Annotated in this window: 13 protein-coding genes; 10 read left to right on the top strand and 3 right to left on the bottom strand. The window is 72.6% G+C overall.

The window, feature by feature from the left end:
* The first annotated feature begins 53 nt into the window (after window positions 1–53).
* The 3 genes from ACUP6Y_RS05170 to ACUP6Y_RS05180 are packed head-to-tail and all read left to right on the top strand — an operon-like array spanning window position 54 to window position 5,637.
* On the top strand, window positions 54–3,911 hold the full coding sequence (locus tag ACUP6Y_RS05170) for a Pls/PosA family non-ribosomal peptide synthetase (RefSeq protein WP_462554578.1): 3,858 nt from the start codon (window positions 54–56) through the stop codon (window positions 3,909–3,911).
* 3 nt (window positions 3,912–3,914) lie between these two features.
* Entirely contained in the window at window positions 3,915–5,216 is a 1,302-nt protein-coding gene (locus ACUP6Y_RS05175) for a M1 family metallopeptidase (protein ID WP_462554579.1), read from the top strand.
* Window positions 5,217–5,256: 40 nt separating this feature from the next.
* Window positions 5,257–5,637, top strand: a complete 381-nt coding sequence (locus tag ACUP6Y_RS05180; protein WP_462556630.1) for a Uma2 family endonuclease — start codon at window positions 5,257–5,259, stop codon at window positions 5,635–5,637.
* 68 nt (window positions 5,638–5,705) lie between these two features.
* Here the strand turns inward: ACUP6Y_RS05180 and ACUP6Y_RS05185 are convergent, their stop codons facing one another.
* A complete protein-coding gene (locus tag ACUP6Y_RS05185; protein WP_462554580.1) occupies window positions 5,706–6,995 on the bottom strand; it encodes a citrate synthase in 1,290 nt (429 codons plus the stop codon).
* Window positions 6,996–7,305: 310 nt separating this feature from the next.
* Here ACUP6Y_RS05185 and rplM point away from each other — a divergent pair, with 310 nt between their 5' ends.
* The 5 genes from rplM to ACUP6Y_RS05210 all read left to right on the top strand — a co-directional run bounded on the left by rplM (window position 7,306) and on the right by ACUP6Y_RS05210 (window position 11,572).
* Window positions 7,306–7,749: a 50S ribosomal protein L13 gene (rplM, locus tag ACUP6Y_RS05190; RefSeq protein WP_462554581.1), complete on the top strand. Its 444-nt coding sequence runs from the start codon at window positions 7,306–7,308 to the stop codon at window positions 7,747–7,749.
* 29 nt (window positions 7,750–7,778) lie between these two features.
* Complete coding sequence (gene rpsI, locus ACUP6Y_RS05195) at window positions 7,779–8,279, top strand: 30S ribosomal protein S9 (RefSeq protein ID WP_462554582.1); 501 nt, start codon at window positions 7,779–7,781, stop codon at window positions 8,277–8,279.
* Window positions 8,280–8,486: 207 nt separating this feature from the next.
* The gene (gene glmM, locus ACUP6Y_RS05200) at window positions 8,487–9,842 is read left to right on the top strand and encodes a phosphoglucosamine mutase (RefSeq protein ID WP_462554583.1); all 1,356 of its coding nucleotides are present in this window, start codon (window positions 8,487–8,489) and stop codon (window positions 9,840–9,842) included.
* A gap of 42 nt (window positions 9,843–9,884) precedes the next feature.
* Window positions 9,885–10,784, top strand: coding sequence for an ABC transporter ATP-binding protein (locus ACUP6Y_RS05205; RefSeq protein ID WP_462554584.1), 900 nt, complete (start codon window positions 9,885–9,887; stop codon window positions 10,782–10,784).
* Window positions 10,781–11,572, top strand: coding sequence for an ABC transporter permease (locus ACUP6Y_RS05210; RefSeq protein ID WP_462554585.1), 792 nt, complete (start codon window positions 10,781–10,783; stop codon window positions 11,570–11,572). The genes ACUP6Y_RS05205 and ACUP6Y_RS05210 overlap by 4 nt, the downstream gene beginning before the upstream one ends.
* 362 nt (window positions 11,573–11,934) lie before the next feature.
* Here the strand turns inward: ACUP6Y_RS05210 and ACUP6Y_RS05215 are convergent, their stop codons facing one another.
* Window positions 11,935–13,149, bottom strand: a complete 1,215-nt coding sequence (locus tag ACUP6Y_RS05215; RefSeq protein WP_462551601.1) for an IS4 family transposase — start codon at window positions 13,147–13,149, stop codon at window positions 11,935–11,937.
* A gap of 86 nt (window positions 13,150–13,235) precedes the next feature.
* On the opposite strand from ACUP6Y_RS05215, the gene ACUP6Y_RS05220 reads away from it, so the two are divergent.
* Entirely contained in the window at window positions 13,236–15,440 is a 2,205-nt protein-coding gene (locus tag ACUP6Y_RS05220; RefSeq protein WP_462554586.1) for a hypothetical protein, read from the top strand.
* Window positions 15,441–15,450: 10 nt separating this feature from the next.
* A complete protein-coding gene (locus ACUP6Y_RS05225; protein ID WP_462554587.1) occupies window positions 15,451–16,878 on the top strand; it encodes a serine/threonine-protein kinase in 1,428 nt (475 codons plus the stop codon).
* Here ACUP6Y_RS05225 and coaA read toward each other — a convergent pair.
* Entirely contained in the window at window positions 16,865–17,860 is a 996-nt protein-coding gene (gene coaA / locus ACUP6Y_RS05230) for a type I pantothenate kinase (RefSeq protein ID WP_462554588.1), read from the bottom strand. The two genes, ACUP6Y_RS05225 and coaA, sit on opposite strands and share 14 nt — an antisense overlap.
* Window positions 17,861–17,931 lie beyond the last annotated feature (71 nt).

Below are 17,931 nucleotides of genomic sequence, written 5' to 3' on the forward strand. Positions count from 1 at the left end.
GCCGCGCATCGGGCGGTCACCTCGCGTTCACCTGCGTCGATGAGGATCGAGAGGTGAACCCCCTGCTCCGCGGCGCCGAGGCACCCGCGCCGCGCACGCTCGTCGACATCCTGCGTCGTACGGCGGCCGACCACCCGGACGCGATGGCGCTCGACAGCGGCAACGACACGGTCACCTACGCCGAGTTCGCGGAGGCGGCCGAGACGGTGGCCGGCGACCTCGCCGAGCTCGGCATCGGGCCGGGGGACAAGGTCGGGGTGCGGCTGCCGTCGGGCACGACCGACCTGTACGTCGCGATCATGGGCATCCTGTTCGCCGGCGCGGCCTACGTGCCGGTCGACGCCGACGACCCGGAGGAGCGCGCCCGGCTGGTGTTCGGCGAGGCCCGGGTCGCGGCGATCGTCGGTGTCGGCCTGGTCATCGAGTCCCGCCGCGACGCCGCTGCCCGCGCCCGCCGCGACCCGGGCGTCGACGACGACGCCTGGGTGATCTTCACCTCCGGCTCGACCGGCACCCCCAAGGGCGTCGCCGTCACGCACCGCAACGCCGCGGCCTTCGTCGACGCCGAGGCCGGCATGTTCCTGCAGGACCAGCCGATCGGCCCGGCCGACCGGGTGATGGCGGGCCTCAGCGTCGCCTTCGACGCGAGCTGCGAGGAGATGTGGCTCGCCTGGCGCTACGGCGCCTGCCTGGTCCCCGCGCCCCGCGCGCTGGTCCGCAGCGGCGTCGACGTCGGTCCCTGGCTGAGCGCCAACGACATCACCATCGTCTCCACCGTCCCGACCCTGGTCAGCCTGTGGCCCGACGACGCGCTGGAGCGGGTCCGGATGGTGATCTTGGGCGGCGAGGCGCTGCCGCCCGAGCTGGCCGCCCGTCTGGCCGAGCCCGGGCGCGAGGTCTGGAACACCTACGGCCCGACCGAGGCCACGGTCGTCGCCTGCGGCGCGTTGGTCGACGCCGAGGGCCCGGTCCGGATCGGCCTGCCGCTCGCCGGCTGGGACCTGGTCGTGGTCGACCCGGCGACCGGTGAGCCGGTCGCGGAGGGGGAGCGCGGCGAGCTGATCATCGGCGGCGTCGGCCTGGCCCGCTACCTCGACCCGGCCAAGGACGCCGAGAAGTACGCCGCGATGCCCACGCTGGGCTGGGAGCGCGCCTACCGCAGCGGCGACATCGTGATCAACGACCCCGCCGGCCTGCTCTTCGCCGGCCGCGCCGACGACCAGGTCAAGGTCGGCGGGCGCCGGATCGAGCTCGGCGAGATCGACTCCGCGCTGCTGGCGCTGCCCGGCGTGAGCGCGGCGGCGGCGGCCGTCCGCCGCACGTCGACCGGGAACCAGCTGCTCGTCGGCTACCTCACCACCACCGCGGCGTACGACGGCGCCGCCGCGACCGCGCACCTGCGCGCCACGATGCCGGCGGCGCTGGTGCCCCGCCTCGCGGTCGTCGACGACATCCCGACCCGCACCTCCGGCAAGGTCGACCGCGACGCGCTGCCGTGGCCGCTGGCCGCCGCCGACCCCGCCGACGCGGGCCTGCACGGCACCTCCGCGCGGATCGCCGAGGTCTGGCAGAAGGTGATCGGCGCGGCGCCGGACGGCCCGAGGTCCGACTTCTTCGACCTCGGCGGCGGCAGCCTGACCGCCGCGCAGGTGGTCACCCTGCTGCGCGCCGAGCACGCCGAGCTGACCGTGGCCGACCTCTACGAGAACCCGACGGTCGACGGGCTCGCCGCCTTCCTCGACTCGCTGGAGCCGAGCGCGCTGGCCGAGCAGAGCCGCAAGGTGATGCCGATCCCGCGCAAGACCCAGATCGGCCAGGTGGTCGCGATCCCGCTGCTGCGCGCGCTCGCGGCGCCGCGCTGGATCGCCGGGATCTCGACCCTGGCCCGGCTCGGGCACGACGTCCTCGACGTCGCCTGGCTGCCGGCCGTGCCGTGGTGGCTGCTGGCGCTGCTGCTCGTCGTCTTCGTGAGCCCGCCGGGCCGGATGCTCGTGGCCGCCCAGCTGGCCCGGGCGGTCCTGGCCGGGGTGACGCCGGGCGCGTACCCGCGCGGCGGCAAGGTGCATCTGCGGATCTGGACGGCCGAGCGGCTGGCCGACGAGCTGGGCGCGACCCGGCTCGCCGGGGCGCCGTACATCACCTGGTATGCCCGGCTGCTCGGCGCCAGGGTCGCCCGCGGCGCCGACCTGCACTCGCTGCCGCCCGTGACCGGTCACCTCAGCGTCGGCAAGGGTGCGTCGATCGAGCCCGAGGTCGACCTCACCGGCTACTGGATCGACGGCGACACCCTCCACGTCGGCGGCATCCGGGTCGGCCGCCGAGCCCGGGTCGGCACCCGCTCGATGCTGTGCCCCGGCGCGGTCGTCGGCGACGACGCCGAGGTCGCGCCGGGCTCGGCGGTCTTCGGCGAGGTCCCGGCCGGCGAGTTCTGGTCCGGCGCCCCGGCCGCCCGGATGAGCTCCGTCGCCCGCGGCCCGTGGGCCGAGCGCCCACCGGCGTCGCGTGGCTCGCTGCGCACCTGGGCCGTGGCGTACGGCGCCGTGGCGGGCCTGCTGTCGTGCCTGCCCGCGCTCGCGGTGCTGGTCGTGGCGGTGCCGGTCCTGCTGCTGGCCGACATCGGCGCCACGACGAGCGCCGGGGAGGCGGCCGACGCGCTGCTGCCCTGGCTGGTGCCCGCGGTGCTGGCCGGCTTCGTCGTGCTCGCTCTCGTGATCCTCGCCTCCGTGCGCCTGCTCGCGCTCGGCGTGAAGGCCGGCGCGCACCCGCTGCAGAGCCGCCCGGCCCTGTGCGTGTGGTCCACGATCCGGGTGCTCGACGAGGCCCGGACCTGGCTGTTCCCGCTCTACAGCTCCCAGCTCACCCCCGGCTGGCTGCGGCTGCTCGGTGCGAGGATCGGCAAGGACGTCGAGGCGTCGACGGCGCTGATGATCCCGTCGCTGGTCAGTGTCAGCGACCAGGCCTTCCTCGCCGACGACACCCTGATCGGCGGCTACGAGCTCGGCGGCGGCTGGCTGCGCGCCGAGCGGGTCAAGGTCGGCAAGCGCGCCTTCGTCGGCAACTCCGCCATGGCCGCGCCCGGCCGCAAGGTGCCGAAGCGCTCGCTGGTCGCGGTCCTCTCGGCCGCCCCGGCCCGGGGGACGGTCAAGGCCGGCGAGTCCTGGCTCGGCAGCCCGCCCGCCCCGCTGCGCCGGGCCGCGCAGGGCTCCGCCGACGAGCGCACCTACGCGCCGCCGACCCGGCTCAAGGTCGCCCGCGCCTGCTGGGAGGTCGCCCGGCTGCTGCCCGTCACGCTCGCGGTGTCGCTGCACCTCGCCGTCGTCCTCGGGACCCTCGCCGTGGGGGAGCGGCACGGCGCGGTGGCCGGGTTGCTCGTCGTACCGGTGCTGTTGTGGGCGGCCGGCCTCGTCGCCGGCCTGATCGCCGTGCTCGCGAAATGGCTGCTCGTGGGCCGGGTCCGCGCCGGCTCGCACCCGCTGTGGAGCTCGTTCGTGTGGCGCAACGAGCTCGCCGACACCTTCGTCGAGGTGCTCGCCACGCCGTGGTTCGCCGGGCTCGCGACCGGCTCGCCCCTGATCGCGCTGTGGTTCCGGGCGATGGGCGCGCAGGTCGGGCGCGGTGTGTGGTGCGAGTCGTACTGGCTGCCCGAGCCCGACCTCGTCCAGCTCGGCGACGGCTCAGTCGTCAACCAGGGCAGCGTCGTGCAGACCCACCTCTTCCACGACCGGCTGCTCGCCACCGACACCGTGCGGCTGCACCGTGGGGCGACCGTCGGCCCCAACTCCGTGGTGCTGCCCGCGGCGTCGTTGGGCAAGCACGCTACGGTCGGGCCGGTGTCCTTGGTGATGAGGGGGGAGTCCGTGCCGGACAAGACGCGTTGGATCGGCAACCCGATCGGTCCGTGGGCAGACTGAGCCGTGCCGAGCCTGCCCTCCGCTGACCCGTACCTGCCCGGCCACGGCGACCCGTCGTACGCCGTGCGGCACTACGACCTCGACCTCGCCTACGTCCCCGACGGCAACCGGCTGACCGGCACCGCGGTCCTCGACCTCGTGACCCGCGAGGAGACCTCCCGGCTGGTGCTCGACCTCGCCCACCTGCGGGTGTCGAGGCTGCGCCTCGAGGGCGCACGCGTGAGGAAGTGGTCGGCGCGCGAGCACCGGCTGATCCTCCAGCTCGACCGCCCGGTCGCTGCCGAGACGGCGCTGCGGCTGAGCGTGATGTACGGCGGCGCGCCGAAGCCGGTGATCGACAAGTGCCACGGCGACGCCGGCTGGGAGGAGCTCGAGGACGGCGTCATCGTCGCCGCGCAGCCCCACGGCGCCCCCACCTGGTTCCCCTGCAACGACCGGCCCGACGACAAGGCGACGTACCGGATCGCCCTCGCGGCGCCCGCCGGCTACACCGTCGTCGCCAACGGCACCCTGGCCGCCCACCAGCGCCGCGCGAGCGGCGAGAGCTGGACCTGGGTGATGGACCGGCCGATGTCGACCTACCTCGCGACGGTGCAGATCGGCCGCTACGCGAGCGTGGAGCACGACGCGCGCACCCGCACCATCGCGCCGCCGGACGCCGACCTCGCCGGCTCCTTCGACCAGCAGCCGGCGATGCTCGCGTTCTTCGAGCGCGTCTTCGGCCCCTACCCCTTCGACGCGTACGCCGCCGTGATCACCGACGACGACCTCGAGATCCCGCTGGAGAGCCAGAGCCTGTCCACCTTCGGCCGCAACTTCTGCTACTCCGACTGGTCGCAGGTCCGGCTGATCGCCCACGAGCTCGCCCACCAGTGGTACGGCAACGCCGTCACCCTGCGCCGCTGGCAGGACATCTGGCTGCACGAGGGCTTCGCCTGCTACGCCGAGTGGCTCTGGTCCGAGGAGAGCGGCGGTCCCCGCACCTGCGACGAGTGGGCCCGTCACCACCACGCCCGCCTCGCGGACCTGCCCCAGGACCTGGTGCTCGCCGACCCCGGCCCGGAGCTGATGTTCGACGACCGCGTCTACAAGCGCGGCGCGCTGGCACTGCACGCGCTACGGGTGACCGTCGGCGACGACGCGTTCTTCGGCGTGCTCCGCGACTGGGCCTCCTCACGCGCGGGGGAGTCGGTCACCACCGAGGACTTCCTCGGGTTCGCCTCCGCCCACACCGGCGCCGACGTGGCGGCGTTGCTGCGGCCGTGGCTGTACGACGCTGGTCTGCCGGGTTCTCCACAGGGCTGAGGGTCCCGCTTGCGACCGCCGACCCGGTTGCGTTGAGCGGATCCTCGACGACCACCTTCCGCCTGGAGCGGAGACGTTCACCAACTGGGGTTGGTCTCCGGAGGGGGTTCGGGAGGAGGTCGGGCCGGACATCATGGTGGTTCCCGCCACGCATGAAGCGGCGCGATTCAGTGGAGTCCCGCTCCTGGTCGTGGAGGTGCTGTCGAGCAACCGGACGGTCGACCTGGTGGAGAAGTCGCAGCGCTACTTCGCGTGGGGATGCGCCCACTACTGGGTCGTCGATCCCCGCGACGAGGTCGTCCTCGCCTACGCGATGGTCGACGGTCAGGTCCAGCAGGTCGGGCGCTTCATCTCGGGCCGGGCGACCCTGTGCTACGGCGACGTCGAGGTCCCCGTCGACATCGACGCCCTGCTCGCCTGAGGCCTGACCTCAGAGAAGGCGATCGACCCCGGTCACCAGGTGACCGGGGTCGAGACGGGCGGGTGGCCTCAGGCCCAGCGCTCCTCGGCGGGAACGAAGGTCAGGCCGCGGTCGCCGGTGTAGATCTGCTTCGGGCGGGCGATCTTCTGCTCCTTGTCGCCGGTCAGCTCCAGCCACTGCGCGAGCCAGCCGGGGGTGCGGCCGATCGCGAACAGGACCGTGAACATCTCGGGCGGGAACTCGAGCGCCTCGTAGATCAGGCCGGAGTAGAAGTCGACGTTGGGGTAGAGCTTGCGCTTGACGAAGTACTCGTCCTCCAGCGCGATCTTCTCCAGCTCCATCGCGACCTCGAGCAGCGGGTTGACCCCGGTGACCTCGAAGACGTCGTCGCAGGCCTTCTTGATGATCTTGGCGCGCGGGTCGTAGTTCTTGTAGACCCGGTGGCCGAAGCCCATCAGGCGCTCGTCGCCGTTCTTCACGCCCTCGATGAAGGCGGGGATGTTCTCCTTGGTGCCGATCCGGCGCAGCATCCGCAGCACCGCCTCGTTGGCGCCACCGTGGAGCGGGCCGAAGAGGGCGCCGATGCCGGCGGCCACGGCCGAGTAGGGGTCGACCTGCGAGGAGCCGACCGAGCGGACCGCGTTGGTCGAGCAGTTCTGCTCGTGGTCGGCGTGCAGGATGAAGAGCACGTCGAGGGCCTTGACGATGCGCGGGTCGCCGGCGTACTTCGACTCGCTCATCTTGAAGAGCATCGAGAGGAAGTTCTCGGCGTACGACAGCTCGTTGTCGGGGTAGACGTACGGCTTGCCCTGAGCGTGCCGGAACGCCCAGGCGCCGAGGGTCGGCATCTTGGCGATCATCCGGACGATCTGGATGTGCCGGTTCTCCGGGTCCTCGATCCGAGCGGACTCCGGGTAGAACGTCGAGAGGGCCCCCACCGACGCCATCAGCATCCCCATCGGATGCGCGTCGTAGCGGAAGCCCTCCATGAAGCCCTTCACGTTCTCATGGACGAACGTGTGGTAGGTGATCTCATGCACCCAGGCGTCGTACTGCTCCCTGGTGGGCAGCTCGCCGTGGATGAGGAGATAGGCCACCTCGAGGAAGTTCGACTTCTCGGCAAGCTGCTCGATCGGGTACCCGCGGTACTCGAGGATGCCCTTGTCGCCGTCGATGTAGGTGATGGCGCTTCTGCAGGAGGCCGTATTCACGAAGCCCGGGTCGTAGGTCGCGATGCCCGGCTCGTCGTCGTTGAGCTTGATCTGCCCGAGGTCCGCGGCCTTGATGGTGCCGTCGGTGATCGGGATCTCGTACTCCGCGCCGGTGCGGTTGTCGCGTACGGTGAGAGAGTCAGTCACCCTTGCAACCTAGTCGCCCACGTCTCGCCACCAAAAGGCGGTGTCCCGAAGCGTGGTTCCGCGGCCCGGGATTTGGCCCTCCGTGGGACGGGCCCGTAGCCTTGCAGGTCGCGTCTTCTGCCGCTTCGTACGCCGTCCTCCGGGATGGCCGTCGGGGCAGATCCGGATCGCTCATGGATCGTCGAGAGACGAGCGTGCGTGGGCCGGGCTGAGTTCGTCAGGAGACGCCGCCCGAGCGGTTCGCCGCGAAGGCACCCGGGTCGGCGACCGCCGGAATCGGGAAACGAACTAGCAAGGAGGGTGCATTCTCATGCGCACCTACGCTCCGAAGCCCGGCGACGTCGAGCGCGCCTGGCTCGTGATCGACGCGACCGACGTCGTCCTCGGTCGCCTGGCTGTCACCGCCGCCAACCTGCTGCGCGGCAAGCACAAGCCGATCTTCGCGCCCAACGCCGACACCGGTGACTACGTCATCGTCGTCAACGCCGACAAGGTCGCCCTGTCCGGCAACAAGCGTGCCGACAAGATGGTCTACCGTCACTCGGGCTTCCCGGGCGGTCTGACCGCGACCCCCATCGGCGACGTCATCGACAAGGACGCCCGCAAGGCCGTCGAGAAGGCCGTGTGGGGCATGCTGCCGAAGAACCGCCTCGGCCGGCAGATGATCAAGAAGCTGAAGGTCTACAGCGGCCCGGCTCACCCCCACCAGGCCCAGCAGGCCGTGCCCTACGAGATCTCCCAGATCTCCCAGTGACCTCTCGACTGATCTGAACGGACTGACAAGTGACTGACAACGTGAACGAGGTCGAGGAGACCTTCGAGACCGACGAGCAGGGTGTCGCCTACACCAGCGAGACCTCCCCGTCGGCCGCCGCCGACAACCGCCCGGTGACCGTCGCCCCCGGCGCCGCCACCGGTCGCCGCAAGGAGGCCGTGGCCCGCGTGCGGATCGTCCCCGGCACCGGCAACTGGACCATCAACGGCCGGACCATCGACGACTACTTCCCCAACAAGCTGCACCAGCAGGTCGTCAACGAGCCCTTCGCGGCGCTCGGCCTCGAGGGCCGCTTCGACGTGATCGCCCGCATCCACGGTGGCGGCATCACCGGCCAGGCCGGCGCGCTGCGCCTCGGTGTCGCCCGCTCCCTCAACGGGGTCGACCTCGACGCCTACCGCCCGACCCTGAAGAAGGCCGGTCTGCTGACCCGCGACGCCCGGGCGACCGAGCGCAAGAAGGCCGGTCTCAAGAAGGCCCGTAAGGCCCCGCAGTACAGCAAGCGCTGATCCTGCGCCGCGTGCCGGGTACCGCAGCGAGCGACTGTCGCCACTCGACGACCGCTCCGCTCCAAGGTCGCCTTCGTGGCTCCGCCTTGCGAGGCACTCCGGCACGCGACGCAGCCAGGATCACCACGACAGGGCCACGCACCGCAGCCGCGGTCCGTGGCCCTGTCGGCATTTCCACCGCACCACCCACACCCGCAGGGAGAGCACGTGCCGCGCATCTTCGGGACCGACGGCGTCCGTGGCCTGGCCAACGACAAGCTGACCGCCGAGCTGGCGCTCGACCTCGGCAGCGCCGCGGCTCGGGTTCTGGTCGAGCACGGCGGCTACAGCCGCCCGCGCCCGCTGGCCGTGGTCGGCCGGGACACCCGGATCTCCGGGCAGTTCCTCGAGCATGCCGTGGTCGCGGGCCTCGCCTCCGCCGGGGTCGACGTGCTGCGCCTGCGGGTGCTGCCGACGCCCGGCGTCGCGTACTTCACCGACGCGCTCGGTGCCGACGTCGGCGTCGTGATCAGCGCGTCCCACAACCCGATGCCCGACAACGGCATCAAGTTCCTCGCCCGCGGCGGCGTCAAGCTCGACGACGCGCTCGAGCGCGAGATCGAGGCGCTGCTCGGCCAGGACTGGGACCGGCCGACGGGCGCCTCGGTGGGCCGGGTGACGCCGTACGGACCCACGGTCAAGGAGTACGTCGACCACCTGGTCCGCACCCTCGACGCGCCCGCCGGCCGGCCCCTGGCCGGGCTGAAGCTGGTGCTCGACTGCGCCCACGGCGCGGCCAGTGAGGTCGGCCCCCGGGCACTCACCGCGGCCGGTGCCGAGGTGGTGACCATCGGCGCCTCTCCCGACGGCCTCAACATCAACGACGGGTGCGGCTCCACCCACCTCGAGCCGCTGCGCAAGGCCGTGCTCGAGCACGGCGCCGACGCCGGCTTCGCGGTCGACGGCGACGCCGACCGGTGCCTCGCGGTCGACCACACCGGCGAGGTCGTCGACGGCGACCAGATCATGGGCATCCTGGCGCTCGCGCTGCGCGAGTCCGGGGGCCTGGTCGGCGACACCCTGGTCGCCACCGTGATGAGCAACCTCGGCCTGCTGCAGGCGATGGCGGCCGCCGGGGTCGAGGTCGTGCAGACCGCGGTCGGCGACCGCTACGTCCTCGACGAGATGCGCCGCGGCGGCTTCAGCCTCGGCGGCGAGCAGTCCGGCCACGTGATCATGCGCGAGCACGCCACCACCGGTGACGGCATCCTCACCGCCCTCCACGTCGCCCGCCGGATGGCCACCACCGGCCGCTCGCTGCGCGAGCTCGCCGGCGTGATGACCCGCCTCCCGCAGGTGCTGGTCAACGTCGCCGGCGTCGACCGGACCCGCACCGACGATGCGGCCCTGCTCGAGGCCGTGGCCGGCGCCGAGGCCGAGCTCGGTACCACGGGCCGGGTGCTGCTGCGCCCCTCCGGCACCGAGCCGCTGGTCCGGGTGATGGTGGAGGCGCCGAGCGCCGAGCAGGCCGACGCGGTCGCGCAGCGGCTCGCGGACGTCGTACGGGAGCGCCTGGCGCTCTGACCCCGCGGTGCCTGGCGCCCAGCCGACTGGCAAGGTGTCACCATGAGCGCCCCCACGCTGGCGATCGACGGGCTCACCAAGCAGTTCGGTGCGGTCCGCGCGGTCGACGACCTGAGCTTCACCGTGCGTCCCGGCACGGTCACCGGCTTCCTCGGCCCCAACGGCGCCGGGAAGACCACGACCCTGCGGATGCTGCTCGGCCTGACCCGGCCGAGTGCCGGACGGGCGCTGGTCGGCGACCGGGAGTACGCCGCGCACGCCCGGCCCGGCCGCGTCGTCGGCGCCGCGCTCGAGGCGTCCAGCTTCCACCCCGGGCGCACCGGGCTCGCGCACCTGGAGGTGTTCGCGCCGCAGGTCGGCGTCTCCCGCACCCGGTGCCGCCAGGTGCTCGAGGCGGTCGGGCTCGACCACGCCGCGAAGCAGCGGGTCGGCCGGTACTCGCTCGGCATGCGCCAGCGGCTCGGCCTCGCGACCGCGCTGCTCGCCGACCCGCCCGTCATCGTCCTCGACGAGCCGACCAACGGACTCGACCCCGAGGGCATCGTGTGGATTCGGCGGCTGCTGCGTCAGTTCGCCGACGAGGGCCGCACCGTGCTGGTCTCCAGTCACCTGCTCCGCGAGGTCGAGGCCAGCGTCGACGAGGTGGTGATCATCGCGCAGGGCCGGCTCCGGCACGCCTCCTCGCTGGCCGAGCTGCGCACCCGGGCCACGCCCGCGGCGTACGTCGTCGCCCCGCGTGCCGACGCGCTGAGTGCCCTCGCCGCGGACCGCGGCTGGACCGCGAGCCCGGACGGCGACGGCTTCGTCGTCGACGGCGCGACCGCCGCCGACGTGGGCGCGGCCGCGCACGCGGCCGGTCTCGAGCTGCACGAGCTGGTCCGCCGCGACGTCGACCTGGAGGCGCTCTTCTTCGAGCTCACCCGGACGGAGGCGGACCGATGAGGGCGGCGCTGGTCTCCGAGTACCGCAAGCTGGTCACCACCCGGATCTGGTGGCTGCTGCTGATCGTGATGGTCGGCTACCTCCTCTTCGTGGGCGCCGCCGTCGCCGCGACCTTCGTGTTCGTGCCCGACGGCGCCGAGCCGCCGCTGGCCGGGAAGGACGCCGCGCAGGCGACGTACTCGCTGGTCAACGGGGTCGGCTACGTCTTCCCGCTGGTCATCGGCAGTCTCGCGATGACCACCGAGTTCCGGCACAAGACGATCACCCAGAGCCTGCTCGTCGAGCCGGACCGCACCCGGTTCCTCATCGCCAAGCTGCTCTCCGTGGTCCCGATCGGGCTCGCCGCCGGCGTCGTCGGCCAGCTGGCGGTGGTCGCCGCCGGCGCGCCGCTGCTCGCGGCCAAGGGCGACGGCTCCTACCTCGGCGACGGCGACGTGGTCGCCGGCCTGGTGCTCGGCGTGGTCGTGGTCGCGCTGTGGGCGGTGATCGGCGTCGCCTTCGGCGCCGTCCTGTCCAACCAGGTCGCCGCGATCGTCGTGATCCTCGCCTTCACCCAGTTCGTCGAGCCGATCGTCCGGGTCGGGCTCGGTCAGGTCGACGCGCTCGCCAACGCCGCGGCGTACCTGCCCGGCGGCGCCGCGGACTCGCTCATCGGCGCCTCCTTCCTCGGCAGCGCCGGCGCCGTCGACCTGCTGCCGCGGTGGGCGGCGGTCCTGGTCCTGCTGGCGTACGCCGCCGGGTTCGCCGTGATCGGGAGACTGACGACGCTGCGTCGCGACATCGGCTGAGCAGGAGCCCCCACCACCAGATGACCGACTCCGAGGGATCGTGCAGGCGAGCGGCGCTCGACGTGCGCCCAGCATGCCTTCGCGCCGGCGCCTGGCCATCGCACGCGCCGGACGACCTGGCCATCCACCGAGGAAGGGGAGACACGGCCTAGGCTCAATACCGTTCAGTTAGCCGCGCGACGGAGATGGTTGTGGTGTTGCCGGGTTGGGGCCAGGTGGCGTGGGCGGCGCGTTTGACGTGCCACTTGGTGTACTTCCTCTTCACGACGCGCGGTGCTGCCCGTCGTCGCCGCTCTGGGTTGAGTCGTCGCAGCAGCCGGCGTAGGAAGTCCAGCCAGCCGGGACTGTCTCGCCCATGCTGGTCAGGGGGGAAAGGCGCCCGGGTGGGCGAGGGTCTGGCGGGTGATCCGTAGCGCGGCAACGAAGCTGACCCGGTCGGGATCATGCCCGGAGTGTGCGGCGGCTTCGGCCATCAGCGAGCGGATCGCGAAGTGGCAGCACAGGTGGCCCCAGATCTCCTGGAGCACCAGGTCCGGCGACTTGGATCGCAGCACAGTCCTCGGGCCGCGTTGGTGGGTCTTGAGCTCGTCGAAGGTCGACTCGATCTCCCACCGTTGCGCGTAGGCCGCGGCCAGATCGGTCGCGCTCGCCTCGCCCGGGTCCACGATGGTGGTGAAGAGCCGATACGACGTGGTGTTCTCGCGGCCGTCGTCGAGGGTGTAGTCGATGACGCGCACTCGCATCGGCTCCGCAGCCCGCGCGGCCTTGGAGTGGGTCTGTTGTAGGTCGGCCAGCCAGGAGCCGTCGGGCAGGTCTTCGACATGGACCGGCTTGGGGGCGGATTTGTCGGTGCGGATCCGCCACAGCAGGTCCGCCCCGGTCGCGATTGCCTTGCGCCACAGGGCGTAGGAGAAGAACCCGCGATCCGCGGTCAGCAGCATCCCTGGCGCCAACCGGTCCACGAGACGATCAGCAAAGACGGCCTCGGATGTCGAGTAGGTGCCGACCTCGGCGGCGAACACCGCGTGCGTGCCACACTCGGCCAACGCGACCACGCGAGCCTGGGGGAAGGCTGCCTGCTCGCCCTTGTTCACCCCCGGCCGGCCGAAGTGCTCGGCATTGACTGCCGTGTCGGCGACATCGAGACACGTGCCGTCGATCGCAACCAGCCGCCGACCGGCGAGCCAGACTCCTGGCATCTCATCGGTGCCGATCGGCTTGGCAACCCGCTCGAACAACTCCTTCAGCGGTTCAGCGCCCAGCCTGGCCCGGGCCTGGAAGATCGCGGACTTGCTCGGCGGGGAGTACTCCTCGGTCCAGCCCGAGGCCCACGAAAGACCATCGGTCAACTGAGCCAGCACGTCCTCATAAGAGCCCTCCGAGTACAGCGCCATCCCGATCGAGAAGTACGCCATCACCCGCGCCGGCAACGACCGATGCCGACGCTCGGTCCGCCCCACTTTGGCGATCACATCGTCGACCAACTCCGGCGGGAACACCCGCGTCAGCACCCCCACCGACACCAGATCAGACAAGCGTCGCTCGGTCTCCGGCTTCCTCCATCCAGCACGCGGCATGCCACCAAACTACACCGTCGTAACCTTAACTGAACGGTATTGGGCCTAGGCTAGCCCCCGGTCTCGGGCTGACCGTGGGGGTAGGCATGTCGAGGCTGCGAGCATTGGCCCTGGCGAGTGGTGGGGTGCTGGCGGGGAGCCTGCTGGCCGTCGTGGGAGCCGCGTCCCCGGCGACGGCCGCGACCGGCTGCACCGGCACCCTCACCGGCGACCAGGTGCGCTTCACCTGGACCGGTGGCAGCGGTGCGTGGAACGACCCGAGCCACTGGTCGGTCTCCGGAGCCGCCGTCGGGCACACGGTGCCGACCTACTACGGCGCCAACGGTGAGACCGACGACAGTCTGCGCGGCTTCGTCTGCATCGCGCCCGACGCCCCGGTCACGATCACCCTCGACGCCAGCTCCCACGTCCACGTCCAGGCCCTCGAGGTGTCCAACGCGACCCTGGTCGCGACGAACGCGCGGGTGATGGTCTACGGCGCCGCCGCCAGCCACACCTCGGCGATCCACGCGAACGCCACCGTCCGGCTGCGCCAGAGCACCCTGGGCGGTCCCGGCCGACTCGACGTCGAGGGCCGCGTCGTCTGGGGCGAGTCGGGGTTCGGGGTCGGCACCCTCGACAACGACCATTGCGCCGACTTCCCGGCGAACGAGGCGGTCGACGCCTGTCCCGCCGCGACGACCGGGACGCTGCGGGTCGCCTCCGGCGGTCTGCTCGAGGTCGTCGGCCGCGGCGTCAACCTGTCCGACGGCTACTCCGTCGACGTCGCCTCGGGCGGCCGGCTGCTGGTCTCCGGCGCGGGCTACGTCGCCGCCGACCGCGACACGGCGATCACCGTCGAGCCGGGTGGCACCCTCGAGCTGGCCGGCGACGCCGGCGTGTTCGAGGGCAAGGCCAACGGCCGGCCCGACACCGACCTCGCGTCGTTCACCAACGACGGGATCGTGCTGAAATCGGCCGGCGGCGGAGCCAGCGCGCTCAACGTCGGCTACACCGGGAGCGGCCGGGTCGACGTCCGCACCGGCGGGCTCAGCATCGCCGGCACGGCGCCGATCACCGCCGACCTGCGCGCCGGCGCCCGGCTCGGCACGGCGTCCTGCGGCGACTCCGGCGCGGCGACCGACGCCGCCCGCCCCTGCCTGCCCGCCACCAGCGCGAAGGACCGCCAGATCGCGGTCCTCGCGCCGCAGCGGGCCGCGTCGGGAGTCGTGCTGCAGGAGGGCTCGACCCTCACCCAGAGCGGCGACCTCCAGCCGGCGGTGAGCATCACGGCCCCGGCGGTGCCGAGCACGCTGTACCTGGAGCTCCAGGACCCGCGTCCGGCCGCCGAGCTCGTGGTCTTCCGCTCGCGGCCGGGTCTCCAGCAGCGGATCCCGCTGTGCGGCGCGGGCGGCGCGCTGCCGCCGCGGGTCACCGCCTGCATCGTCGGGCGCCGCGGCGCCGGCGGGAGATCCCAGCTCGAGGTCGTCACGACCGACCCCAACGGGCTGTGGAGCCTGCGCCCGTCAGCGGTCGACTTCGTGCGTCTGGTCGACCCGCTCGTCGGGGCCCGCGAGGGCTGCGCGGTCAGCCAGCCGGCGTACCCCTTCGTCGCGCGCGAGCAGATCCGGCTCCTCCAGCCCGGCGGCTACGCGCTCTACTTCTCCACGGTCGAGAACGACCCGTCCGGCGGCGCGCTGGTCCAGACCGGGGCCGGCGGGGCGGGCGTCAGCCAGGTGTCGATCCCGGTGACGGGCAACGGCTGGGTGGCGGTCGTCGCGACGGGTGTCGACGGCCGGCCCGAGTCGACCGGGTCGTTCCGGGTGGTGGCCACGCCCGCGGTCACCTTCCGCAAGCGCAGCCGTGCCGCGATCGCCGGCCGGCCGTTCGTCATCGAGGGCCGGGTCAAGCCGAAGGGACGTCGTACCGTCGACCTGTATGCCGTGCGCGTCACCGGCCGCAGCGGCATCCTCGCCCGCACCAAGGTGCATGTCCGCACGGACAAGAAGGGCCGGTTCCGGATCGTCCACCGCCCGAAGCGGGCCGGGCGCTGGGTGTACGCCGTCCAGGTCCGTGGCAAGGGCGCGCTGACCACGGCCATGTCGCGGCAGGCGGTGCGGGTGCGCGTCCGTGCGCCGGCGCCCGCACCGGCGCCGACGGTGGTCCGCAACGTTCGTGCCACCGAGACCACCACGACCACGCAGTCCGCCCAGACCCCGCCGCCGGTCGACCCGCTGGACCTGATCGGCCCGTTCTACCCGGGCCGGGTGCAGCGTGCCGCCGCGGCCTGCCGGTTCCAGGTCGCGCGGTGACGTCGCGGTGATGTTCGGGGTCGTCGCCGAGCGCTACGAGCTGCTCGAGATCGTCGGCAGCGGCGGCATGGGGGTGGTCTACCGCGCCCGCGACCGGGTGCTCGGCCGCACCGTCGCGGTGAAGGTGATCCGCCAGGACCTGGTCGACGAGGAGTTCGTGCGGCGCTTCGCGCGCGAGGCCGCGATCCTCGCGCGCGTCCGGTCGCCGCACATCGTGGTGGTCTTCGACTACGGCAGCAGCGACGGCCAGTTCTACCTGGTGACCGACTTCCACGCCGACGGCGACCTGGTCGGCTGGCTCGAGCAGCACGGGCCGATGCCGCCGCGGCTCGCGGCGGAGGTCGCCGCGGCGGTGGCCGACGGCCTCGCCGACGCGCACGCGCACGGCGTCATCCACCGCGACGTGAAGCCGGGCAACATCCTGCTCTGGCGCCGCGGGGAGCAGCTGCTCCCGGTCCTCGCCGACTTCGGCATCGCCACCGCCGAGGACGGCGGCCTCACCGTCACCGGCGGCGTCCCCGGGAGCCCGCCGTTCATGGCACCCGAGCGGCACCTGGGGCGGGCCGCGACCGCGGCCACCGACGTCTACGCCCTCGGCTGCCTGCTCTACAACCTGCTCACCGGCCGGCCGCCGTACGACGGCACCAGCTTCCAGGCGGCCAACGCCCACATCAACGACCCGGTGCCGCGACTGCCCGCCGAGCTCGAGCGGGTCGCGGGCCTCGACGCGATCGTCGCGCGATGCATGGCCAAGGCGCCCGAGGACCGCTACCCGAGCGCGGCCGGGGCCGCCGCGGCGCTGCGGGCCTGGATCGCCGCCGGGACGCCGCCCGCGGTCGTGGCGCCGACGACGACGGTGACCACGCCGCCGGTGCCTCCGCCGGAGCCTCCCACGGCACGGCGGCGGGCGCTGCCCGTGCTGGTCGCGGTCGTGGCTCTCGCGGCCGTGCTCGGAGGTGGCGGCTGGTGGCTGCTCGGTCGCGACGAGCCGTCGGCGGCGGGGCCTCGGGACCCGGTGACGACCACGACGCCCCCCGCCGAGGCGACGCTCGACATGACGGTCGTGACTGAGGCGGCGTGCAGCTTCCGCAAGAGTGTGGGCGGACAGGTGCATGTCGTGGACTGCGCGTGGTTCGACGTCAGCGCCTCGGGCCTCCCGCCGGGTGCCTCGGTCACGGTCGAGGTGCGGCTCGCGATCGACGGGCAGTACGCCACCGACGTGGCTCGGCTCACCGACACGACGACGGCCGGGGGCAGTCTGGACGCCGCCGGGCACGAGGTGGCGACCGACTACGACGGGCTCTGTCCCGATCGGCGGTGCCCGGGTGGATTCCCGCTGGCGAACGACGCCACGACGGCGCGGGTGAGCGTGGTCGCCCAGGACACGTCCACCCTGGTCGAGCGGGAGTTCGCGCTCGCCGAGCTCAGATCTTCCTGAGCCGCACGTACTGCACCGCGTGGTTGGCCGCCTTGCGCAGCACCAGCGTCGCCCGGGACCGGGTGGGCAGCACGTTCTCGGCGAGGTTGGGCCCGTTGATCGAGTCCCAGATCCGGCGCGCCTCGTCGACCGCGGAGTCGTGGCTCAGCGCGGCGTAGCGGGCGAAGTAGGAGTTGGGGTCGCGGAAGGCGGTCTCGCGCAGGCGCAGGAACCGGTCGACGTACCACTCCCGGATGTGGTTGGTGTTGGCGTCGACGAAGATGGAGAAGTCGAAGAAGTCCGACAGACCCAGGCCGGTGCGGCCGTCCTCGCGGACCCGGGCCGGCTGGAGCACGTTGAGGCCCTCGACGATGACGATGTCGGGCCGCTTGACGACCACCCGCTCGTCGGGGACGACGTCGTAGACCAGGTGGGAGTAGACCGGTGCCTCGACCTCGTCGATGCCGGACTTGATGTCGATGACGAACTTCAGCAGCGCCCGCCGGTCGTAGGACTCCGGGAAGCCCTTGCGCTGGAGCAGGCCGCGCGCCTCGAGCTCGGCGTTCGGGTAGAGGAAGCCGTCGGTGGTGACCAGTGCGACGTTGGGGTGCTCGGGCCAGCGGGCGAGCATCTGCTGCAGGACGCGCGCGGCGGTCGACTTGCCGACCGCCACCGAGCCGGCCAGGCCGATCACGAACGGCGTGCGCGGGGGAGTACGGCGGTGCAGGAACTGCTCCTGCTCGTGGTGCAGCCGGGTCGCCGCGTTGACCCGCAGCGACAGCAGCCGGGACAGCGGGAGATAGACGTCGCGGATCTCATCGAGGTCCAGGGACTCGCCGATGCCGCGCAGCCGGACGACCTCGTCGCTGGTCAGCGGGCTGCCCTGCTGGTGCCACTCGTGGGCCAGGTCGGCCCAGGTCGCCCGGTCCAGCTCGACGTACGGCGAGGCCTCCCGCGACGAGTCCTCGCCGTGGTGGGTGCCCGCCGGGGTGCCCGTCGTCATGGCGCCGATTGTTCCAGCCGTGCTCGCGGCGGGGGCAGGCGCGTCCCCGATCCGGACGCGACAGGTCCTAG

The sequence above is a fragment of the Nocardioides sp. S5-5 genome (assembly GCF_054954065.1).

What these genes read in the sequence shown, in the direction of transcription:
- rplM (WP_462554581.1), top strand. Translation starts at nt 7,306, where the DNA reads ATGCGCACCTACGCTCCGAAGCCCGGCGACGTCGAGCGCGCCTGGCTC.
- ACUP6Y_RS05205 (WP_462554584.1), top strand. Translation starts at nt 9,885, where the DNA reads ATGAGCGCCCCCACGCTGGCGATCGACGGGCTCACCAAGCAGTTCGGT.
- ACUP6Y_RS05210 (WP_462554585.1), top strand. Translation starts at nt 10,781, where the DNA reads ATGAGGGCGGCGCTGGTCTCCGAGTACCGCAAGCTGGTCACCACCCGG.
- ACUP6Y_RS05215 (WP_462551601.1), bottom strand. Translation starts at nt 13,149, where the DNA reads ATGCCGCGTGCTGGATGGAGGAAGCCGGAGACCGAGCGACGCTTGTCT.
- ACUP6Y_RS05220 (WP_462554586.1), top strand. Translation starts at nt 13,236, where the DNA reads ATGTCGAGGCTGCGAGCATTGGCCCTGGCGAGTGGTGGGGTGCTGGCG.
- ACUP6Y_RS05225 (WP_462554587.1), top strand. Translation starts at nt 15,451, where the DNA reads ATGTTCGGGGTCGTCGCCGAGCGCTACGAGCTGCTCGAGATCGTCGGC.
- coaA (WP_462554588.1), bottom strand. Translation starts at nt 17,860, where the DNA reads ATGACGACGGGCACCCCGGCGGGCACCCACCACGGCGAGGACTCGTCG.